Here is a 19,210-nt window from a genome sequence, read left to right on the forward strand (position 1 = left end):
CCGGCTCCTACAGGTTCAGTGTTGTGCAGAAAATTAACGGCATGATCCTTCAATGGAAATCCCGGCTGCGCACGTTGATGCCGTCAAGTAGCGGGCTCAAGTCGCTCAAACGCCCGGCAATCAAATGCCGCACCTCGCCTTCCTGCTCCCAGCGCCCATCGACCTTGAGCAACTGCGATCCCACCAACACCTGTCGTTGCCGGTCAGCCAGGTCGCGCCAGACCACCACGTTGACGTTGCCGAACTCGTCCTCAAGAGTGACGAAGGTCACGCCGCTGGCGGTGCCCGGACGCTGTCGACCGGTCACCAGCCCGGCGACGCTGACCGGTCGGCCATGCTCGACCTCCAGCAGCTCCTTCGAACTGCGGCAGCGTCGGGCTTTCAATTCGCCGCGCAACAGGGCCAGCGGATGCGGACCGAGGGTAGTGCCGAGGCTGTTGTAATCGGCCAGCAGGTCTTCGCCGACCGTGGGTTTTGGCAACGCCACCGCGTCCTCTTCCTGGCTCGGCAAACCGGCGAACAAACCCAATTGTTTCTGCACCCCCGCCACTTCCCAGCGCGCCCGATGCCGGTCACCGGCCAGCCCTCGCAATGCGCCGGCGTCGGCCAGTTGCTCCTGCGCACGGGCATCGAGCCGCGCCCGTTCGCCAAGGTCGGCGATGTCGATAAATGCTCCCTTCGACCTCGCGATTTCGATACGCCGCGCATCGTCTTCGCGAAAACCCTTGATCATCCGCAGCCCCATGCGAATCGCCGGCTGCGCGCCGATAATCGGTTCAAGGCTGCAATCCCAGTCGCTGGCGCGCACGTCCACCGGGCGAATCTGCAAATGATGCCGACGAGCGTCCTGCAGAATCTGGTCCGGGCTATAGAAACCCATGGGCCAGCTGTTGATCAGCGCACAGGCGAAGGCCGCCGGCTCGTGGCATTTCAACCAGCAACTGGCATAGGTCAGCAAGGCAAAACTGGCGGCGTGGGACTCGGGGAATCCGTAGCTGCCAAAACCTTTGATTTGCTCGAAAATCTGCGCGGCGAACTCCGGCGTATAACCGTTTTTCTTCATTCCGGCGGCCAGGCGTTCCTTGTGTGGCTCGAGGCCTCCGTGGCGTTTCCAGGCGGCCATGGAACGGCGCAACTGATCGGCTTCGCCGGGGCTATAGTCGGCGGCGACGATGGCGATTTGCATGACCTGCTCCTGAAACAACGGCACGCCGAGCGTACGTTTGAGTACGGCTTCCAGTTCCGGTGACGGGTAAGTCTCAGGCTCCTGTTTGTTTCGCCGTCGCAGGTACGGGTGCACCATGCCACCCTGGATTGGCCCCGGCCGAACGATCGCCACCTCGATCACCAGGTCATAAAAATTCCGGGGTTTAAGCCTCGGCAGCATCGACATCTGTGCCCGGGATTCGATCTGGAACACGCCGATGGTGTCGGCACGGCCAATCATGTCGTAGGTTTGCGAGTCTTCGGGGGGCACCGTCGCCAGGCTCAAGTCCAGGTCGCGATGACGGCGCAGCAGATCGAAACAACGGCGAATCGCGCTGAGCATGCCCAACGCAAGAATATCGACCTTGAGCAAACCGACCGCATCGAGATCGTCCTTGTCCCACTGAATGATGGTGCGTTCGGCCATCGCCGCGTTTTCCACCGGCACGAGGCTGTCCAGCGGCTGCTCGGAAATGACGAAACCGCCCGGGTGCTGGGACAGGTGCCGGGGGAAACCGATCAGTTGCCCGGTCAGGCTCAGCACCCGGCGCAACACCGGGCTGTCGGGATCAAAGCCCCCTTCACGCAGGCGTTCCACGGGCGGCGTTTCATCACTCCAGTGACCGCAGCAGTCGGCCAGGGCATTGATCTGATCCGGTGGCAAACCCAGCGCCTTGGCCACATCGCGCACCGCACCCGCCGAGTGATACGTGCTGACCACGGCGGTCAGCGCCGCGCGGGTCCGGCCATAACGCTGGAACACATACTGCAAGACTTCCTCACGGCGTTCGTGCTCGAAGTCCACATCAATATCCGGCGGCTCGTTGCGCTCCTTTGAAAGAAAGCGCTCGAACAACAGCGTGGTGCGATCCGGATCGATTTCCGTGATCCCCAACGCGAAACACACTGCCGAGTTGGCGGCTGAACCGCGTCCCTGACAAAGAATGTGCTGGTCACGGGCAAACCGGACAATGTCGTGAACCGTCAGGAAGTAACTCTCGTAACCCAGTTCGGCAATCAGCTCCAGTTCCTTGTCGATCTGCTTGAGTACCTTGGTTTGCGGGCCTTTTGGCCAACGCCATGCGATCCCCTCGTCGGTCAAATGACGCAGCCAGGACGTGGCCGTCTGCCCCTGCGGCACCAGCTCGCGGGGATACTGATAACGCAACTGGCCAAGATCAAAGGTGCAACGCCGGGCAATGGTCAGCGTTTCATCGAGCAACGCTTGCGGGTAGATCGATTGCAAGGCATCGAGGCTGCGCAGATGCCGCTCGCCATTGGGGTGCAGGCGCAATCCGGCCTCGGCCACCGACAGGTGATGACGGATCGCGGTCATGGTGTCCTGCAAGGCGCGTCGGCCACGGGTGTGCATGTGCACATCGCCGCTGGCCACTGCCGGGATTCGCAATTCCCGCGCCAGCGTCAGCAATGCGCTCAATCGCCCGCTGTCGTCCTGGCCGCGATGCAGCTGGACCGCCAGCCACAGGCGCTCGGCGAACGTCTGTTTCAGCCAGTGGCCGCTCTGAAAATCATCGACCGCATCCGGCACCCACAACACCAACAGCCCCGGCAACGGCTCGCTGAAATCCTCCCGCAACACCTGATACTGGCCTTTGTGCGTGCGCCGCCGTGCCCGGGTAATCAGCCGACACAGGTTTTGATAGCCCTCAAGGTTCGCCACCAGCAGCACCAGTTTCGGGCCGTTCTCGATGCGCACTTCACTGCCGATGATCAGCGGCAGCTCTACGGATCTGGCCGCTTGCCAGGCGCGGACGATGCCCGCAAGGGTGCATTCATCGGTGATCGCCAGCGCCTGATAGCCCTGTTTTTTCGCCCGCTGAAAGAGTTCAAGGGCGCTGGAAGCACCGCGCTGGAAACTGAAGTTCGACAGGCAGTGCAACTCGGCGTAGTCGATGCTCATGCGAACCAGCCCTGCAACCACAGCGGGCCGTCCTCACCGACTGCACGATAGGCCCAGCCCTGCTGGCCGGAACGGGTTTCGACCAGGTAGTAATCGCGGCGCACGTCGTCGCCGTCCCACCAACCGGACTCGATACGCTCCGGGCCCATGAGGATGCGCGTCGAACCTTCATGGACCGCCTGCGGTTCGGTCAGCAACCAGCCCGGACGCTGCACGCCCGGCATGTCTGCGCAACGCTGGCTGTCGGCACTGGCCTGCCACGCGCACTCCGGCCGGTGATCGGCCTGGAACCGCAAGCCATGCACCGCGTCATCCCCGAGCCGCGCGCGCAAGCGTTCGCGCAGTTGCTCCCAGGGCAAGGACTGCTGCGGGCGATCGTCGAACAATTCCTGATACTGGGGAACGAAGGCCGGCAAGTCTTCGGCGCGCAGGCGAAAACCGCGCACCGGCGCCTCGACCTGGACCTGTTCCAGGCGCCCTCGGGCCAGTTCGAAGAGCATTGCCGGATCGCGCTCGGCGCTGAGCAGGCCGACCTTGATCACGCTGTCCGGCAACCCGGCGTGCTCCAGGTGCAGGTCGAAACGCTGCACGCCGCTGTCGCGACCGCACAGGAACGCCGACAGATCGCCCGTCAACCGGCGTAACGGAAACAGCAGCGCCTGATGGGACTGCACGTCGAAATTGAGTTCGATGCGCACATCGAACCGGTCCGGCGGCAGGTAGAACGCCAAGGCCAGTCGCCGCGTGCCAAACAGAGCATCGAGGTGCTTGAGCACCTGAGACTCGAAGCGCCGGGCCAGACTCTGCCGCGGCAACGCCTGCACCTGGCTCAAGGTACGCAGCCCCATGCGCGACAACGCCGTGGCGACGCTGGCCTCCAGCCCGACCCGGTCGACGGGCAATTGCCCCAGATGATGCTGCAAGGCCTGATCGTCGGGCACCACCAGGCCGTCATAGGCATTGGCCAGAATCCGCGCCGCCACCGGATTCGGTGCCGCCACGATCCGATGCCGAAACCCCAGCTCGCCGAGTTCGGCGCGCAATCGCGCTTCAAGTTGCGGCCAGTCCCCGAACAGCCCCAGGCTGGACTCGATTTCAAATACCACCGCCCGCGGGTAATGCACGCTGACCTGGGAACTGAAACGGTAGGCCCACGCGGCGAGAAACTGCTGCCAGTGTTCGATCTCGGCAGCGTCGTATTCCGCCGTGAAAAAGCCTTTGCTCAATGCCTGGGCGGCGGTCATCGACTGACCGGGCCGCAAGCCCAGCGCCCGTGCCGAAGCGTTGACCGCCTGCAACACCCGACGCTGCGCCGGACCGGTCAGCAGCGCCAGTGGCTCATCGGGGTCGGCGCGCTGACGCAGTACCGCGTCCAGCGCCAATTGCGGGAAAAGAATGCACACCCAGCGCATGGCAACCTCAATGCCCCACGGGGAAGGCAATCGGCGCCGAACGGGCCAGCCCGCCCCGGCACTTGAGCACGCGTAATTGCGCAGGCCTGGCATCGATGGCGATGCGCAGGGCTGCGGGCGAAGGATTGATGGCTTCATTGATCGAGCGATAGGCGAACGCCAGGGTCGAGCCGGTTTCCGCCGCCACCTGCAAGCGCCGCAACGCCCGGTCATCAGCCTTGTGCGGCCAGCACAGCACCGCGCCGCAACTGCCCGAACGCAGGCATTGTTCCGCCGCCCACAGCGCATCGCGCTCGCTGGCCTGGATGATCGACAACTGGCGCAGATCGACCCCGGCGTTTTGCCAGGCTTGCGGGTACGGCACGTATGGCGGCGCCACCAGCACAATGCGTTCGCCCGCTGCCGACAGCCGCGCCAGCGCCGGCCACACCAGTTGCAACTCGCCAACGCCCTGCCCGGCCAGGAGAATTTCGGTCAACGCCGCTTCCGGCCAGCCACCGGTGGGCAACGCTGCATCCAGCGCGGCATGCCCGGTGGGTTGTGGGCTGACAGTCGGGGGCGCAGGCCGGCCTTTCCAGACCTGGCCGCCATTGAACAGCGTGTCCAGCGCAACGACGGCGCCCATCACCCTTGCCTCACCAGACCGCAGAACACCCCTTCGATGGCGAGGTCCTGATCGGGTTGAACGATGATCGGTTTGTAGGCCGGGTTACGGGGCAACAGGCGAACGGACTCGCCGACCCGCTCGAAACGCTTGATGGTCACTTCACCGTCGAGCCGCGCCACGACGATCTGACCGTTAAAGGCCTCGGGATTACGGTGCACGCCCACCAAGTCGCCGTCGAGAATGCCGTCCTCGATCATCGAGTCGCCCGTGACCCGCAGCATGTAGTCCGGCACTCGCGAAAAAATCGAAGGATCAAGCAGCAACCGACTGTGCACCTCGGCATCGGCACCGATCGGCGCACCCGCCGCCACCCGGCCGAGAACCGGGATGTCCAGCAACTCGGGCCGCGCCGGTTGGCCGAGCAAGCGAATGCCCCGGGCCTGATGCGGATTGACCTCGATGAAACCGGCTTCGGTCAGCGCCAGCACATGCTTGCGCGCCACGCTGCGGGAGGCGAAACCAAAGGCCTCGCTGATTTCAGCGAGGCTCGGGGACTGGCCGTGCTCCGCGATTCGATCACGGATAAAGGTCAGGATGGCGGTACGGCGGGGAGTAAGATTCGTCATGGAGTACATTTGTACTCTTTCGGCTTTTTCCTGACAAGTACTTGTCTGTAGGAGCTGACGAGTTCTACAGGGGAGCCAAGCCACGTGAGGCCAGGAAGTCTGCGATGTAATCGATAAATGCCAGCACTTTCGCGGTCGCCCGCCGATGGCTCGGGTACACCGCCAGAATGTGCGCGCCAAAGCTGTCCGGATCGATGTCGTAGTCAGCCATTACCCGCACCAGCCGCCCGTCGGCAATGTACGGCGCGGCACTCCACAACGGCGTGTGCAGCAAGCCGCGCCCGGCCAGCGCGTTGGCCAGCAGCAGGTCGTAATTGTCGCTGCGCAAACGCGGCGCCGGCGGTTGTGGCAGGCTCAGACGCTGCCCGTCACGCTCGGCCCACCAGAATTCGCGGCTGAGCAACGGATGGCGATACAGCAGCCATTCGTGGTCATCGAGGGTTTGCGGCGTGACCGGCAATGCCTTGCGCGCCAGATACGCCGGGCTGGCGCACAACGCCAGGCGATTGCTGCCAACGACGCGGGCGATCAATCCCGGCAAATCGTCATGGCCTTCGCGCAACGCGAGGTCATAGCCGCTTTCCAGCAGGTTGACGAACTCATCGCACAGGTCCACTTGCAGATTGATCTGCGGGTATTGCTCCAGAAAACCGCCGCAGACCTGATCCAGAAAAGCCTGCCCATAGGCCAGCGGCGCGGTGATTTTCAGATTGCCACGCAAGCCATGCTGCAACTGCTCGATTTCCTCGCCGGCCTCGTCCAGTCGCTGCAATACCTGGCGCGCGGTTTCCAGATAGAGCCGCCCGGATTCCGTCAGCAAAATTCGGCGCGTACTGCGCTCGAACAGCCGGGCACCCAACTCGGCTTCCAGGTGATTGACCGCCTTGGTCAGGGCCGACGGTGTCTTGCCCAACTGCTCGGCGGCGCGACTGAAACTGCCCAGTTGCGCCGTGACCACGAACATTTTCAGTGCACCCAACTTGTCCATGCTTTTTCCATTCAGGCAAAAACGTTTTTCGTGAGCGAGGCGTTCTGCTGCGCCTAGTCAGCCACTAATCTGGCCATCAGACGCAATAACAAGGAAACATTCAATGAAAAGATTCATCCCGAATCTGTTGATGGCCGCCGTGAGTTTTGCCTCGATGGAAGCCATGGCAGCGGCCGACCTGGTGCTGCTCAATGGCAAGATTTTCACCGCCGACCGTGCCAACCCGAGGGTGCAGGCGCTGGCGGTGCAGGACGGCAAAGTGTTGCAGGCCGGCAGCGATGCGCTGATCAAAAACCTGATCACAGCTGAAACCAAAGTGGTCGACCTTGGCGGCAAGGCGTTGATGCCTGGCCTGATCGACAGCCATTCCCACGCGATTTTCGGCGGTCTGGAAATGGTCTCGGCCAACATGCAAGACGAGGTGGTTGACCTCGATGAGCTGGAAAAACGCCTGCGCGGCTGGCGGGATGACGGCAAAGCGAAACATGGCGATGTGTTGAGCGTGGCTGGCATGAGTTCGGCTTATTGGGCGCAGGCCGAAGCCTTTGGCAAAACATTCAACACGGGCGAATGGGCCAAGGTGCCCGTGGTGTTCACCGGCAGCGACCACCACACCGCGTGGGCCAATAACGCGATGCTCGAACGCGCCGGCATTGATGCCGCGCTGCTGAAAAATCTGCCGGACGCCGAGAAAGACACCATCGGCAAACTCGCCGATGGCCGTCCCAATGGTTTCGTGGTGGATGCCGGCTGGGACCGCGTCGCCTCGAAAATGCCGGTGCCGAGCGCCGCTGACATGCTCAAAGCCGCGCAATCGGCCGTGCGCTACAACAACAGCCTCGGCATTACCGCGTGGATGGACCCAGCCGCCAACGCCGCGCCCGGCGAACCGGTGTTCGCGCTCAACCCCACGGAAAAAACCGTCGGCGTGCTGCCCGTTTATAAAGCGCTGTCCGAAACCGGTGGTATGAGCGCCCACGTCGCCGCGCTGTTGGTGGCCAATCCGAAAAGCGTACCCGCCGATCTCGACACGCTGGACAAGGTCCGTCAGCAATTCCAGGGCATCCCCAACCTGTCCTTGCCCGGCGTCAAGATCTTCGCCGATGGCGTGATCGAATACCCGGCGCAAAGCGCGGCGATGATCGATCCGTACAGCAACTCGCACAAACAGGGTGAGTTGCTGATCGATCCGAAACATTTCGGTGAACTGGTCAGCGCCATCGATCAGCGTGGCTGGCGGGTGCACATCCACGCCATCGGCGACCGCGCGGTGCGTGAGGCGTTGAACGGCATCGCCCAGGCGCGCAAGGATCGCCAGAGCGGCGTGACGCATTCGATCACGCATCTGCAGATGGTTAATCCGAAAGAATTTGCGCGGTTCAAACCGCTCAATGTCATCGCTTCGATGCAATTGCTGTGGGCCACCGCCGACGACTACACGCTGGACATGATCAAGCCGTATGTCAGCGCCCTCGCCTTCCGCTATCAATACCCGGCGCACTCGCTGCTCAAACAGGGCGCGAACATCGCCGGCGCCAGTGACTGGCCGGTGTCGTCGCCAAACCCGTGGAACGCCATGGCCCAGGCCATCACTCGCGACGGCCCGTTGGGCGTGCTCAACGCGTCTGAACGTCTCGACCGCGAAACCATGTTCTACGCCTACACCCTGAACGCCGCGCGCACTATCGGCCTGGAGAAGCAGATCGGGTCGCTGAGCCCCGGCAAGCAAGCCGATTTCATCGTGCTGGACCGCGACGTGTTCAGCGTCGACAACAAAGCCCTGCACGACACCCAAGTGCTGCAAACCTGGTTCGCCGGCCGCGAAGTCTACGCCCCCGCCCTCTAAGAACAATCACCTGAGCCCCCTGCCCGCCCCCGCGCTCGTCGCCGGGGTTCGGCGCAGCCTTGCGCCAAAAAAACTGCCCCTGACAACCACAATAAATAACGGGACGCTACCCATGAAAGCTTTCACCCTGTTCGCCCTCGGTTCCTTGAGCGTGCTGCCCTTGAGCAGTCAGGCGATGCCCTTGAATGACGACTTCGCCCTGCTGGCCGATGTGACCCTGGCCAGCGATTACCGCACCCGCGGCATTTCCCAAACCCAGAATGATCCTGCCTTGCAGGCCAGCGTCACCCTGGCTCACAGCAGCGGCCTTTATGTGGGTGCCTGGAGCTCCAACGTCGATTTCGGCGGCGGACTGAAAACCCGGCAGGAAGTCGACTACTACGCTGGCTGGCTCTGGCAAACGACCGATGCGGTCAGCCTGGACCTCGGCTACCTGAAATATACCTACCCGAAAGAAAGCCAGTTCAATCAGGGTGAGACCTACGCCATCCTCAGCGTCTACGGAGTGAAGCTCGCGGCTTATTACTCCGACGATGCGCCGGGCATCGATAGCAAGCAGAGCTCGCTGTACAGCTATGTTGGTTACGAAACGGAGTTGCCTTTCGACACAGGCCTGAAACTGCGATACGGCAACATGGATTTCAAGGACCCGTACCTGTACTCGACGTCGGGCGATGCGCAAGACTCGTACCGCGAATGGGAAGTCAAACTGACCCACGAACTGGCCGGTGTGCTGCTGGGCTTGAGTTACATCGACACCGACCTGTCGAAAAGCCAGTGCGCCAGCAATTGGGGGTTTGATGATGTGTGCAGTGCCACTGTGGTGGCGAGTGTCAGCAAATCCTTCTGACCCACACAGATTTCCCCTGCAGGAGCGAGGCTTGCCCGCGAAAGCGTCAGTGCAGTCCCCTTCGCCAGCAAGCCGGCTCCTACAGGGGAAGGCGGTGTGGCTGTTGCGGGTTACCAGGTCAGCACCGCCTCCACTGCACAGGTGTCGGTGTCGTGGCCATTGATTTCGAACGGGTTGTACTCGTCCACCGTGCTGCTTGGTAGCGGGCAGGTGGTTCGATGGGGTGAGATCTGGCAGACACCGCATTCTGTGTAGGAGCCGGCTTGCTGGCGATGGCGATTGTCAGCCACCCTCATTGTTGCCTGACCCACCGCTATCGCCAGCCGTGCTCCTACAGATCAGCCGACGCGCAGTGCGCGCAAATCCAGATGACCGTCCTTCAAGGGCGGGCACCAGTAGTAGCCACCGGTGATCGGTCGACTGATGCGGTACAAACCGTCGGTGATGCCGTCTTCCAGACCGCTCATGCGGCGCAGTTGCGCTTCAAAGGCATCGAGGGAAAAACCGAACGCGAGGAACATCAGGCCGGCACGATCCCCTTCGATCCAAGGCATCGAACGACGGACCACGAACGCTTCCGGGGCAAAGCTTTCCTGGGCGGTGCGTTTGACGTGGGCGGAGATCGGCGCGTCATCGAGTTCTTCGTTGTCGCTCAGGCGACGGCCCATGATGTTGTCCTTTTCATCGGACGGCATGGCGTGGAAGCCTTTCAGGTCATGCTGCCACTGCTGGATCGCAGCGAAGCTGCCACCCACAAGACCCTCAGCGCCCTCACCCACCAGCGCAGCGGCTACGGCGGCTTCGTCGTGCGGGTTTTCAGTGCCGTCTTCGTAACCGGTCAGGTCGTGGCCGGTCAGGTGGCGGAAGGTTTCGTTCATCTGCACCAGGCGCAGGGCCGGTGCCAGCGCAGCTTCTATGGCGTTGCTGCGATTGAGCAACTCACCACGGTCGACGCCATGCAACCAGCACCACAGCGCGTGCTGGGTCGATGGGTTGTCGACACCGACACCAGTCAGCGCCGGAAATGGTCGCAGGCCTTCGATCTGACCATTGAGCGCCTGGACCAGGGATTCACCGAAACCGACCACTGCCGATTTACCGTCCACCAGCTGTGCCAACTTGTCGAGCGCGGCCGGCAGTGCATCGACGGATTCCAGCGCGAAGAACATATGACGGGCTTGAGGCGGTACTGGGGTGGCGAGAATGCCCGGCTGGTAGTAACTCATATGAACTCCTTAAGAAAGAGCACGAAGTTTACCCGCAGCGTTGGCCGTTGTGTGCTCTCAGGTCAAAAGATCGCGGGATCGTGAAATCCGCACTTAAAAAGTCGGACCAATAAGGCGTATAACCTTTGAAGTGAATTCTGAACTGCAAGCCGCCAGCGCTTGGCTTACATCACATGGAGTAGCGACATGACCACAGCACATATCCTTGGCAACCTGTTTCCAGACTCCAGCGACATCCCGGAAAAGTACCGACTCGACGGTCAGACCGAGCAGCGTGAATACCTGGTCGACGGCGAGCTGAAAACCTGGTCAGGCCCGCTCGCCCAGGTTCGCAGCCCGGTGTACCTGACCGGTGAAAACGGCGACGAACAGGTCATCCTCGGCAGCACGCCGCTGCTCGATGCCGACACCGCGCTGACCGCCCTCGACGCCGCCGTTCGCGCCTATGACCGGGGCCAGGGCTTGTGGCCTACCATGCGCGTGGCCGAGCGCATCCAGCACGTCGAAACCTTCCTCGGGCGTATGCGCGAACAGCGCGACGCGGTGGTCAAGTTGCTGATGTGGGAGATCGGCAAGAACCTCAAGGACTCGGAAAAAGAGTTCGACCGCACCTGCGACTACATCGTCGACACTATCAACGCCCTCAAGGAACTCGACCGCCGCTCCAGCCGATTCGAGCTGGAACAGGACACCCTGGGCCAGATCCGTCGCGTACCACTGGGCGTGGCGCTGTGCATGGGACCTTACAACTACCCGTTGAACGAAACCTTCACCACACTGATTCCGGCGCTGATCATGGGTAACACCGTGGTGTTCAAGCCGGCCAAACTCGGCGTACTGTTGATTCGCCCACTGCTGGAAGCGTTCCGCGACAGCTTCCCGGCCGGGGTGATCAACGTCATCTACGGCAGCGGCCGCGAGACGGTCAGCGCGCTGATGGCCAGCGGCAAGATCGACATCTTTGCGTTTATCGGCACCAACAAAGCGGCCAGCGACCTGAAAAAACTCCACCCGAAACCGCATCGCCTGCGTGCCGCGCTGGGCCTGGATGCGAAGAACCCGGGCATCGTCTTGCCTGAGGTGGATCTGGACAACGCCGTGAGCGAAGCGGTCACCGGCTCCTTGTCCTTCAATGGCCAGCGCTGCACCGCGCTGAAAATCCTCTTCGTCCACGAAGAGGTGGTCGAGGCGTTCATCGACAAATTCAACGCCAAACTCGCGAGCCTCAAACCCGGCATGCCGTGGGAAAGCGGCGTAGCCCTGACGCCGCTGCCGGAGTCGGGCAAGGTCGACTATCTGCACGCACTGGTCGCGGATGCCGTCGGCAAAGGCGCCCGCGTGGTCAACCCCAATGGCGGCGAAGCCCGTGCATCGTTCTTCTATCCGGCGGTGTTGTACCCGGTGACGCCACAAATGCGCGTCTATCAGGAAGAACAGTTCGGCCCGGTAGTGCCGATCGTGCCTTACCGGCATCTGGACACCGTGATCGATTACGTCCTGGAGTCGGACTTCGGCCAGCAACTGAGCATCTTCGGCACCAACCCGGTGGCGGTAGGCCGGCTGGTGGACACCTTCGCCAACCAGGTCGGGCGGATCAACCTCAACGCCCAGTGCCAGCGCGGCCCCGACACCTACCCGTTCAACGGCCGCAAGAATTCCGCCGAAGGGACGTTGTCGGTGCATGATGCGCTGCGGGTGTTTTCGATTCGCACGCTGGTCGCGACCAAGTTCCAGGAGACCAACAAAGACCTGATCAGCGAAATCATCAGCGGCCGCAGTTCGAGTTTCCTGACCACCGATTACATCTTCTGAGGACAACGAGCCTGAGCACCTGAGCACCTTCAGAGCCCAAAGACTGCCACCGCTGTTGCGCCGGGTACTGCGTCCGTTACTGGACCCGTACCGGCGCTATCGCCACGCCAAACTGATTCACGCCGTGCGCGTATCACTGGGGCTGCTGGCGACGATCCTGCTGACCACCGGCATCCACCTGCCCCACGGTGAGTGGGCATCGGTGACGATGCTGGTGGTGATCGGCGGTTTGCAGCACCACGGCAACATCGGCAAAAAAGCCGCCGAGCGCGCCATTGGCACGTTGATCGGGGCTGGCGTCGGCCTTGTGTTGGTGGCGCAACAGGCCTGGCTCGGGATGCCGTGGCTGACCTATTTTGCAATGTCGGTGGTCTGCGGATTCTTCTCGTACCACGCCATCGGCAAGGGCGGTTACACGGCGCTGCTGTCGGCGATCACCGTGTTTATCGTCGCCGGGCATGGCGATAACCCAGTGACCGACGGATTGTGGCGCGGGGTGGACATCCTGATCGGCATTGCCCTGGCACTGGCATTTTCCTTCGCCCTGCCGCTGTACGCAGTTTATTCCTGGCGCTACAACCTGGCCGATGCCCTGCGCGATTGCGCGACGATTTACGGACGGATCATCAATGGCCAGTCCGTCACCGATGACGAGCACGTGAAGTTGATGAATCGCCTGAACGCGGTGATGGTGCAACTGCGCTCGCTGATGCCGTCGGTGTCCAAGGAAGTGAAGATATCCATGACGGAGCTCGATGCGATGCAGCGTCATTTGCGGATGTGCGTCAGCACCCTGGAAATCCTCAGTAATACCCGACCGGATACCCATGACCCGAACGCGATGGCTCATTTGCAATCGGCGTTGAAAGCGGAGCATCGGCTGATTCGGGTGCAACTGGTGGGAATGGCGCGGGCGTTGAAGTCCGGCGCATCGCAACGGCTCAGTCGACCTGTTGAACTGCCGGCGGATTCAAGCCTGGACGCACCCGTCTATAACCCGCTGGACGGTTACCGGTTGTTGATCCGGCAGCTGGCCAGCAACATCGGCGAGATGCGCCAGCGCCTGGCCAAGACCGCGCCGCGCTGGAACATTTGATTATTGCGTAACAGTCCGCCGAAACTTCAGGCTCCAGCCTTGCTGCATGCCGGCAGCGGCCAGCAGAATGGCGGCGACACCGATCCATTGCAGCGTTTCCAGGCGATGGCCGAAGGCAAACCAGTCGACGAAAATCGCCGCAATCGGGTAGATGAACGACAACGCGCCGGTCAGTGCAGTCGGCAACTTCTGGATCGCGCCGTACAGCAGCACATACATCACGCCGGTGTGAACAATGCCAAGGGTCACCAGGCTGGCCCATGCGCTCGGCGCTTGCGGCAACGCGGAGAAGTGCGCGAACGGCGCGAGCAACAACACGCCAGTGCTGACCTGAATCAGCGCAATCAGATGCGGTGGCGTGCCGGTCAGGCGCTTGATGATCAACGCGGCAATCGCGTAGAGGAACGCAGCGCCCAGCGCCAGCGCGATGCCCATCAGGTAATCATTGCCGCCCTCGCCCTGTTCACCGTGCGCGCTGACAATCGCCAGCATCCCCAGAAACGAAATGCCCAGCCAGAACAGCTTCTGCAAAGTGATTTTTTCGTTGAGGAACAGCGCCGCCAATCCGACCAGCATGAACGGCTGAACGTTATAGACCGCCGTGCCAATGGCGATCGAGGCGCGGGAGTAAGAGGCAAACAACAACACCCAGTTACCAACAATCGCCACGCCGCTGAGCACGGCCAGCAGGAAGGTGGTGCGGGTCAGAATGCCGGGGCGCAGGAAACCGAATGCCGCGCAGATCAGCAACAACGTGCCGGCGCCGAACACGCAACGCCAGAACACCACGTCCAGCACCGGCTGCCCGGACACCAGCACAAACCAGCCGATAGTCCCGGAAATCAGCATGGCGGCGGTCATTTCGAATGACCCGTGACGAATTGTTTTGTCCATCATCAGACTCCTGTGTTTGAGCCCAAAGTATGCCAATCCGCCGGGGGGCTTCTCCAGCGCAAAAAGCAGGCTAAACTCGGCATCTGCCTTTTTTATCAAGGCGCTTTCGATAAATTGCCTTACAGGGGTTGCGCCATGACTGACGATATCGACCAAGTGCTGATCACGGCGTTGATGGAAGACTCACGGCGTTCGCTGAAGGCCTTGGCGAACCTCAGCGGCCTGTCCTCGCCCAGCGTCGCCGAGCGTTTGCGCCGCCTCGAAGAGCGCGGCGTCCTCAAGGGTTACACCGTCGAGATTGATCCCAAATGCTTCGGCTATCAGCTCCAGGCCATCGTGCGTATCCGCCCGCTGCCGGGCCAGTTGCAGGAGGTGGAGCGGCAGATCCAGGCCATCCCCGAATTCACCGAGTGCGACAAGGTAACCGGCGACGACTGCTTCATCGCCCGCCTGCATGTGCGCTCGATGGAGCAGTTGGACACCCTGCTCGACCGCCTCAACACCCACGCCGAAACCAACACCGCGATCGTCAAGAAAACCCCGGTCAAGCGACGGTTGCCGCCGATGGCGTGAACCTTTACTCAAATCACAGACAAAAAAAACCCGCTTTCGCGGGTTTTTTATTTCAAGCCTGGCGATTAATCATCGCGGCTCATGATGCCGAAGATCTGCAACAAGCTGATGAACAGGTTGTAGATCGATACATACAGGCTGATGGTCGCCATGATGTAGTTACGCTCGCCGCCGTGAATGATGGCGCTGGTCTGGAACAGAATGCAGACCGACGAGAACAGCACGAAACCTGCGCTGATCGCCAGTTGCAGACCGCTGATCTGGAAGAACAGGCTCGCCAGCGTCGCACCCAGCAACACGAAGAAACCTGCGGTGATGAAGCCGCCGAGGAAACTCATGTCCTTGCGAGTGATCAGCACGTAAGCCGACAGACCGCCGAACACCAGTGCCGTCATCGCGAACGCCGAACTCACCACTTCCGCACCGCCCTGCATACCCAGGTAGCGGTTGAGGATCGGGCCGAGCAGGAAACCCATGAAACCGGTCAGGGCAAACGCCGACACCAGGCCCCACGCGGAATCACGGAGTTTGTTGGTAAGGAAGAAAAGGCCGTAGAAACCGATCAGCACCACGAAGATATTCGGGTAGCCGACACGCATCTGCTGGGCGACAAACGCCATCACGCCGCTGAATGCGAGGGTGAGTGCGAGTAAGCCGTAAGTGTTGCGCAGGACGCGGCTAACCTCTAGCTGCTCAGCCTGCACGCTGTTATTAACTGCGTAATCCTGTTCGCGCATGGCGACACTCCTGTTGGTTTGAAACGTTCAGTCGCAAAGATCATAACAGACGCTCTGTAACAAGCCATCCAGAGAGTTTGACAGTGTGTTTCATTCAGGTATTATGGCGCCCGCAACGCAAACGGAGGTGTGGCCGAGTGGTTTAAGGCAACGGTCTTGAAAACCGTCGACTGTAACAGGTCCATGAGTTCGAATCCCATCGCCTCCGCCATTTTCTTAGAAGTCCTTGATTTTCAAGGACTTTTCAGGGCTGGCTAGCAAGGTAGACGCAACAAGCGTCACAAAGCTAGCCGCAGCAACAGCCGAAAGGCCTGGAGCTGTAAATGCCCACAAAAAATCTACATCTAAGCCTAACGCGCAGCGGAAAATACGTTTTCCGGGCGCGCTGGCCTACGTCTATCGCTCGCCTTTTGCAGCGATCAGAGTTCAAAATCCCCCTTCAGACAGACAGCCGCTCGACTGCCATTAAAAAAGCAGCAGAGGTTAACGCGGCTTATCAACGGATTTTGAGCATGTACGAAAATATTGAAGAAGCGGATATCACCGATGAAATGCTAGCTGAAATGCGAGCGCGATTAAGGGCGATGGAAGCTCAAGTCAAGAAACAGAGCCTTTCATCACTGCGCGTAAGCCAATTCTTATCTGCCTGGCAGTTACTCAATGCCTTCGCAAGCGATGAAATCCTCGAAAGCTACGGCTTATCTGCCGATGATAAAAACGCGTTATACCAAAGAGTCATGGCTGAAGCTTCGTATTACGACGATGCAACTCGCCGAGAAATCAATCACCTCACCATGACCACTGCTGACAAAGAACTGCTGTTAGAGCAATTTAAAAGTATTGTTCATGACATTACACAAAAACACATTTCACAAATCGCACAATACAAGATCAGCCACCGCCCCCTCCAAAAAAAACTATCAACCCCGAGCAAGAACAATTCATTTCAGGACTTGCATAATCTCGACAAGCTTGATCCGGGAACGGTTTCAAAAGCAAGACAAAAAAAGACTGATCTTGAATATTCAAGATATGCTCGTGCGTTCGACGTCCTAGTACAAAATAAACCAGTTAATCTATTAACGCAGAAAGAACTTTCGGACGTTTTTGTAGACTTAAGCAACATCAAAGTGCGTGGAATATCTATAATTGAATTAGGCGACACCGCGAAAAAGATTGCTAAAAGCGATCTAATTGCAGGTACAGGCGAAACAAAGATCAGTTCGGCAACAGCAGAAAAATACTCCACAAGGCTTATTTCCTTGTTAAAATTAGCACATAACGATGGAATAACTGAATACACCCCTGACTCGATAAAGAAACCTTCGTTCAGTGCAATTCGTACACGGCAAAAGATGGAAAGCAGCCACATCGACGACAAAAAGTCTTCATTCACACCAGAAGAAATCCAAAAAATATTTAGTGGTTATCTATATAACACCCACGAATCCTGCCCTACCAATGGGATTTTTAAATATCAATATTGGCTTCCATTAATAGCGCTACACACTGCAGCAAGGATTAGCGAGATATCCCAGCTCAACACAGATGATATTTGCGAGTTAAATGGCATCTATTATTTTAAAATTGAAGGGGATTCTGATTCAGTGCCTCAGCGTCGAAGCCTGAAAAACATAGCGAGCAAACGACTAGTTCCCGTTCATAAAAAACTGATAGATCTTGGATTGTTAATATACGTCCAAGAACGGAAAGCCGAAAAAAAGAAAAAACTATTCGACGGTTTGGTGTATAGCGAAAATAACAAATGGGGCGCTACTGCCACTCAATTTTTTTGCCGTCTCGACGGGCCAGGCGGTTATCTCTCAAAAGTCGGCGTGCATAAATCTCAGAATGATGGAAAAAAATTCCACTCATTTAGACACACTGTCATCACAGAACTCCGCGATCACGTACTTAAAAACAATGAGCAACGTGGCTATATAATCGAAACGATAACAGGCCATGAAAAAGAAACAACATCAGAAGCAGACCGCTACGGAACAAGCAACCTCGAAACCAAAAAAGACTTTCTAAATAACCTCAACTTCAAAATTGACGTTATGACTTATGACCAATTCTGCAAGAAATTCAGAAGCATCCTTACCCGATCATTGAAGAGCTTTGAACTAAAACAAAAGACATTAGCAGCCAAGGAGGTGAAACGTGGATCTAAGCATCAGTAAACTGGAGCGACTCCCGAACGGGAAAGTTATGGGTGTAGCTAAGCTTTATGTTTTGTACGACTCTCTTGATGACGACTGCAATACAAAAGACGAAAACCTCTACATTGAATTTACTTTTGAGAGGAAAAATGGAGAGCTAAATTTTTCTGAATTTGATATCAACGATCAAAGTCTGAATTTTTACAAAGCGTTTAACTTCGCCGCTATTGAAAGGCTGAAACGGGGTATCGCAGCATTCTGCGAACTCGCTGGAACGGCAAAACTCTACGCCTAGCAACGACACTACACATCCCCCCTCCTCGCGCCGCTACGCACCGTAGCGGCAGCCTTGTGCGCTCTCCCCCTCCTAAAGCAGCAGCTAATAGTCAGCAATCTACGGTCGATGTCGGACAACTATGTAGAGCGCGCTTAAACCTCCGGGCAGTGTCGGACAAAAATCAATCAAGCACTACCGTCTGTCGGTTTTCTTGAAGCTATTTCCTCATCAGGTAGACGAGTTAATTATTTTTATCTTTGTTTTTCAACAGCTTAAAAAAGTATACTGAGTGTACTTCACAATATTGACATTTTGTCAACGATTTACCGATTGACGGGCCAGGTGATCTGCGAAAAGCTATCAGGGTGAACACAAAACACCAGGACTGAACGATGTTACTTACCACCAAACAAGTTTGCGAAGTTCTAAAAATCGGTCGAAGTACCGTCTATAAAATGACTTTAAATAAGGAAATTCCATCGCCACAAAAAATCGGAATTAAAAACGTATGGCTTGAAAGTGATATTAAAACATTTATCGCAAAAAAATTCGAAGGGGAATAAAAATGAGCTTGAGTATAGGCTTTCTAGTAAACAACAGGAGTGCAAAATAATGTTCAATCATATCTACGAACTGGGGAAACCCAAGAAAAACGTCATAATCCAAGGCATTGTTGACGACTGGGAGTCAAGGCTAAATCAGCTATCCGATCTTAGCGAAAATCTGACGGACAAGGGCGTCAGTGAAAACTTCATGAGTGCCAGCCGCGAGTTAATCAATCAGATTGAAGAGGAAGTGTGGATAGAACAAAAGCGGATCACTGGTGAAAAAGAACAGCTCAAGCTATTAAAAGAAGCTAAAGCTAATCTCTTAGAACAGATCGCTGAACTGCAGGGAGAAGCCTTGTGAACGTTGGCATATCGACGCTGGATATCGACTGAAATTCTAATAGTGTCATTCCGCCGAATAGGCGGCCC

At 58.4% G+C, this 19,210-nt stretch carries 18 protein-coding genes and 1 tRNA gene; 10 read left to right on the top strand and 9 right to left on the bottom strand.

The window, feature by feature from the left end; genetic code table 11:
• Positions 1–49: 49 nt before the first annotated feature.
• From FBY04_RS04055 to FBY04_RS04075, 5 genes are read right to left on the bottom strand one after another with little or no spacing between them, the layout of a single operon-like run.
• The gene (locus FBY04_RS04055; protein WP_218571651.1) at positions 50–3,148 is read right to left on the bottom strand and encodes an error-prone DNA polymerase; all 3,099 of its coding nucleotides are present in this window, start codon (positions 3,146–3,148) and stop codon (positions 50–52) included.
• Entirely contained in the window at positions 3,124–4,539 is a 1,416-nt protein-coding gene (locus FBY04_RS04060; RefSeq protein ID WP_084323462.1) for a DNA polymerase Y family protein, read from the bottom strand. The genes FBY04_RS04055 and FBY04_RS04060 overlap by 25 nt, the downstream gene beginning before the upstream one ends.
• 7 nt (positions 4,540–4,546) lie before the next feature.
• A complete protein-coding gene (gene imuA, locus FBY04_RS04065; protein ID WP_084323463.1) occupies positions 4,547–5,164 on the bottom strand; it encodes a translesion DNA synthesis-associated protein ImuA in 618 nt (205 codons plus the stop codon).
• Positions 5,164–5,781: a transcriptional repressor LexA gene (gene lexA, locus FBY04_RS04070; RefSeq protein ID WP_084323464.1), complete on the bottom strand. Its 618-nt coding sequence runs from the start codon at positions 5,779–5,781 to the stop codon at positions 5,164–5,166. The genes imuA and lexA overlap by 1 nt, the downstream gene beginning before the upstream one ends.
• A 55-nt stretch (positions 5,782–5,836) precedes the next feature.
• Positions 5,837–6,760 (bottom strand): LysR family transcriptional regulator, encoded by a 924-nt coding sequence (locus FBY04_RS04075; RefSeq protein WP_145314586.1) that lies wholly within the window; start codon positions 6,758–6,760, stop codon positions 5,837–5,839.
• 103 nt (positions 6,761–6,863) lie between these two features.
• Here FBY04_RS04075 and FBY04_RS04080 point away from each other — a divergent pair, with 103 nt between their 5' ends.
• The gene (locus FBY04_RS04080) at positions 6,864–8,606 is read left to right on the top strand and encodes an amidohydrolase (protein WP_145314587.1); all 1,743 of its coding nucleotides are present in this window, start codon (positions 6,864–6,866) and stop codon (positions 8,604–8,606) included.
• Positions 8,607–8,718: 112 nt separating this feature from the next.
• Positions 8,719–9,456, top strand: a complete 738-nt coding sequence (locus FBY04_RS04085) for a TorF family putative porin (RefSeq protein ID WP_145314588.1) — start codon at positions 8,719–8,721, stop codon at positions 9,454–9,456.
• A gap of 110 nt (positions 9,457–9,566) precedes the next feature.
• Here FBY04_RS04085 and FBY04_RS04090 read toward each other — a convergent pair whose 3' ends face one another.
• Together FBY04_RS04090 and FBY04_RS04095 are read right to left on the bottom strand one after the other, a co-directional pair.
• Positions 9,567–9,746, bottom strand: coding sequence for a hypothetical protein (locus FBY04_RS04090; protein ID WP_145314589.1), 180 nt, complete (start codon positions 9,744–9,746; stop codon positions 9,567–9,569).
• A gap of 48 nt (positions 9,747–9,794) precedes the next feature.
• Positions 9,795–10,682 carry a Dyp-type peroxidase gene (locus tag FBY04_RS04095; protein WP_145314590.1) on the bottom strand — a complete coding sequence of 296 codons (888 nt, stop codon included), beginning with the start codon at positions 10,680–10,682 and terminating at the stop codon, positions 9,795–9,797.
• A 186-nt stretch (positions 10,683–10,868) separates the two neighbouring features.
• Between FBY04_RS04095 and FBY04_RS04100 the strand changes: the two genes are divergently transcribed.
• Positions 10,869–12,494, top strand: coding sequence for an NADP-dependent glyceraldehyde-3-phosphate dehydrogenase (locus FBY04_RS04100; protein ID WP_084321396.1), 1,626 nt, complete (start codon positions 10,869–10,871; stop codon positions 12,492–12,494).
• 52 nt (positions 12,495–12,546) lie between these two features.
• The gene (locus FBY04_RS04105) at positions 12,547–13,590 is read left to right on the top strand and encodes an FUSC family protein (protein ID WP_084321398.1); all 1,044 of its coding nucleotides are present in this window, start codon (positions 12,547–12,549) and stop codon (positions 13,588–13,590) included.
• On the opposite strand, the gene FBY04_RS04110 is transcribed toward FBY04_RS04105, so the two are convergent.
• On the bottom strand, positions 13,591–14,484 hold the full coding sequence (locus FBY04_RS04110) for a DMT family transporter (protein WP_084321400.1): 894 nt from the start codon (positions 14,482–14,484) through the stop codon (positions 13,591–13,593).
• 135 nt (positions 14,485–14,619) lie between these two features.
• On the opposite strand from FBY04_RS04110, the gene FBY04_RS04115 reads away from it, so the two are divergent.
• Positions 14,620–15,057 carry an Lrp/AsnC family transcriptional regulator gene (locus tag FBY04_RS04115; protein ID WP_008028095.1) on the top strand — a complete coding sequence of 146 codons (438 nt, stop codon included), beginning with the start codon at positions 14,620–14,622 and terminating at the stop codon, positions 15,055–15,057.
• Positions 15,058–15,122: 65 nt separating this feature from the next.
• On the opposite strand, the gene FBY04_RS04120 is transcribed toward FBY04_RS04115, so the two are convergent.
• Entirely contained in the window at positions 15,123–15,794 is a 672-nt protein-coding gene (locus FBY04_RS04120; protein WP_017339210.1) for a Bax inhibitor-1/YccA family protein, read from the bottom strand.
• A gap of 123 nt (positions 15,795–15,917) precedes the next feature.
• Between FBY04_RS04120 and FBY04_RS04125 the strand changes: the two genes are divergently transcribed.
• The 5 genes from FBY04_RS04125 (at position 15,918) to FBY04_RS04145 (ending at position 19,142) form a co-directional block, all read left to right on the top strand.
• Positions 15,918–16,005 (top strand) — tRNA-Ser (locus tag FBY04_RS04125).
• Between the two features lie 112 nt (positions 16,006–16,117).
• Positions 16,118–17,977, top strand: coding sequence for a site-specific integrase (locus FBY04_RS04130; protein ID WP_145310405.1), 1,860 nt, complete (start codon positions 16,118–16,120; stop codon positions 17,975–17,977).
• Positions 17,958–18,251, top strand: coding sequence for a hypothetical protein (locus FBY04_RS04135; RefSeq protein WP_145310403.1), 294 nt, complete (start codon positions 17,958–17,960; stop codon positions 18,249–18,251). The genes FBY04_RS04130 and FBY04_RS04135 overlap by 20 nt, the downstream gene beginning before the upstream one ends.
• A 374-nt stretch (positions 18,252–18,625) precedes the next feature.
• Complete coding sequence (locus FBY04_RS04140; RefSeq protein ID WP_145310401.1) at positions 18,626–18,796, top strand: AlpA family transcriptional regulator; 171 nt, start codon at positions 18,626–18,628, stop codon at positions 18,794–18,796.
• A gap of 49 nt (positions 18,797–18,845) precedes the next feature.
• Positions 18,846–19,142 carry a hypothetical protein gene (locus FBY04_RS04145; RefSeq protein WP_145310399.1) on the top strand — a complete coding sequence of 99 codons (297 nt, stop codon included), beginning with the start codon at positions 18,846–18,848 and terminating at the stop codon, positions 19,140–19,142.
• Positions 19,143–19,210: the final 68 nt, after the last annotated feature.

Source organism: Pseudomonas sp. SJZ080, from assembly GCF_007828295.1.
Lineage (GTDB): Bacteria > Pseudomonadota > Gammaproteobacteria > Pseudomonadales > Pseudomonadaceae > Aquipseudomonas > Aquipseudomonas migulae_A.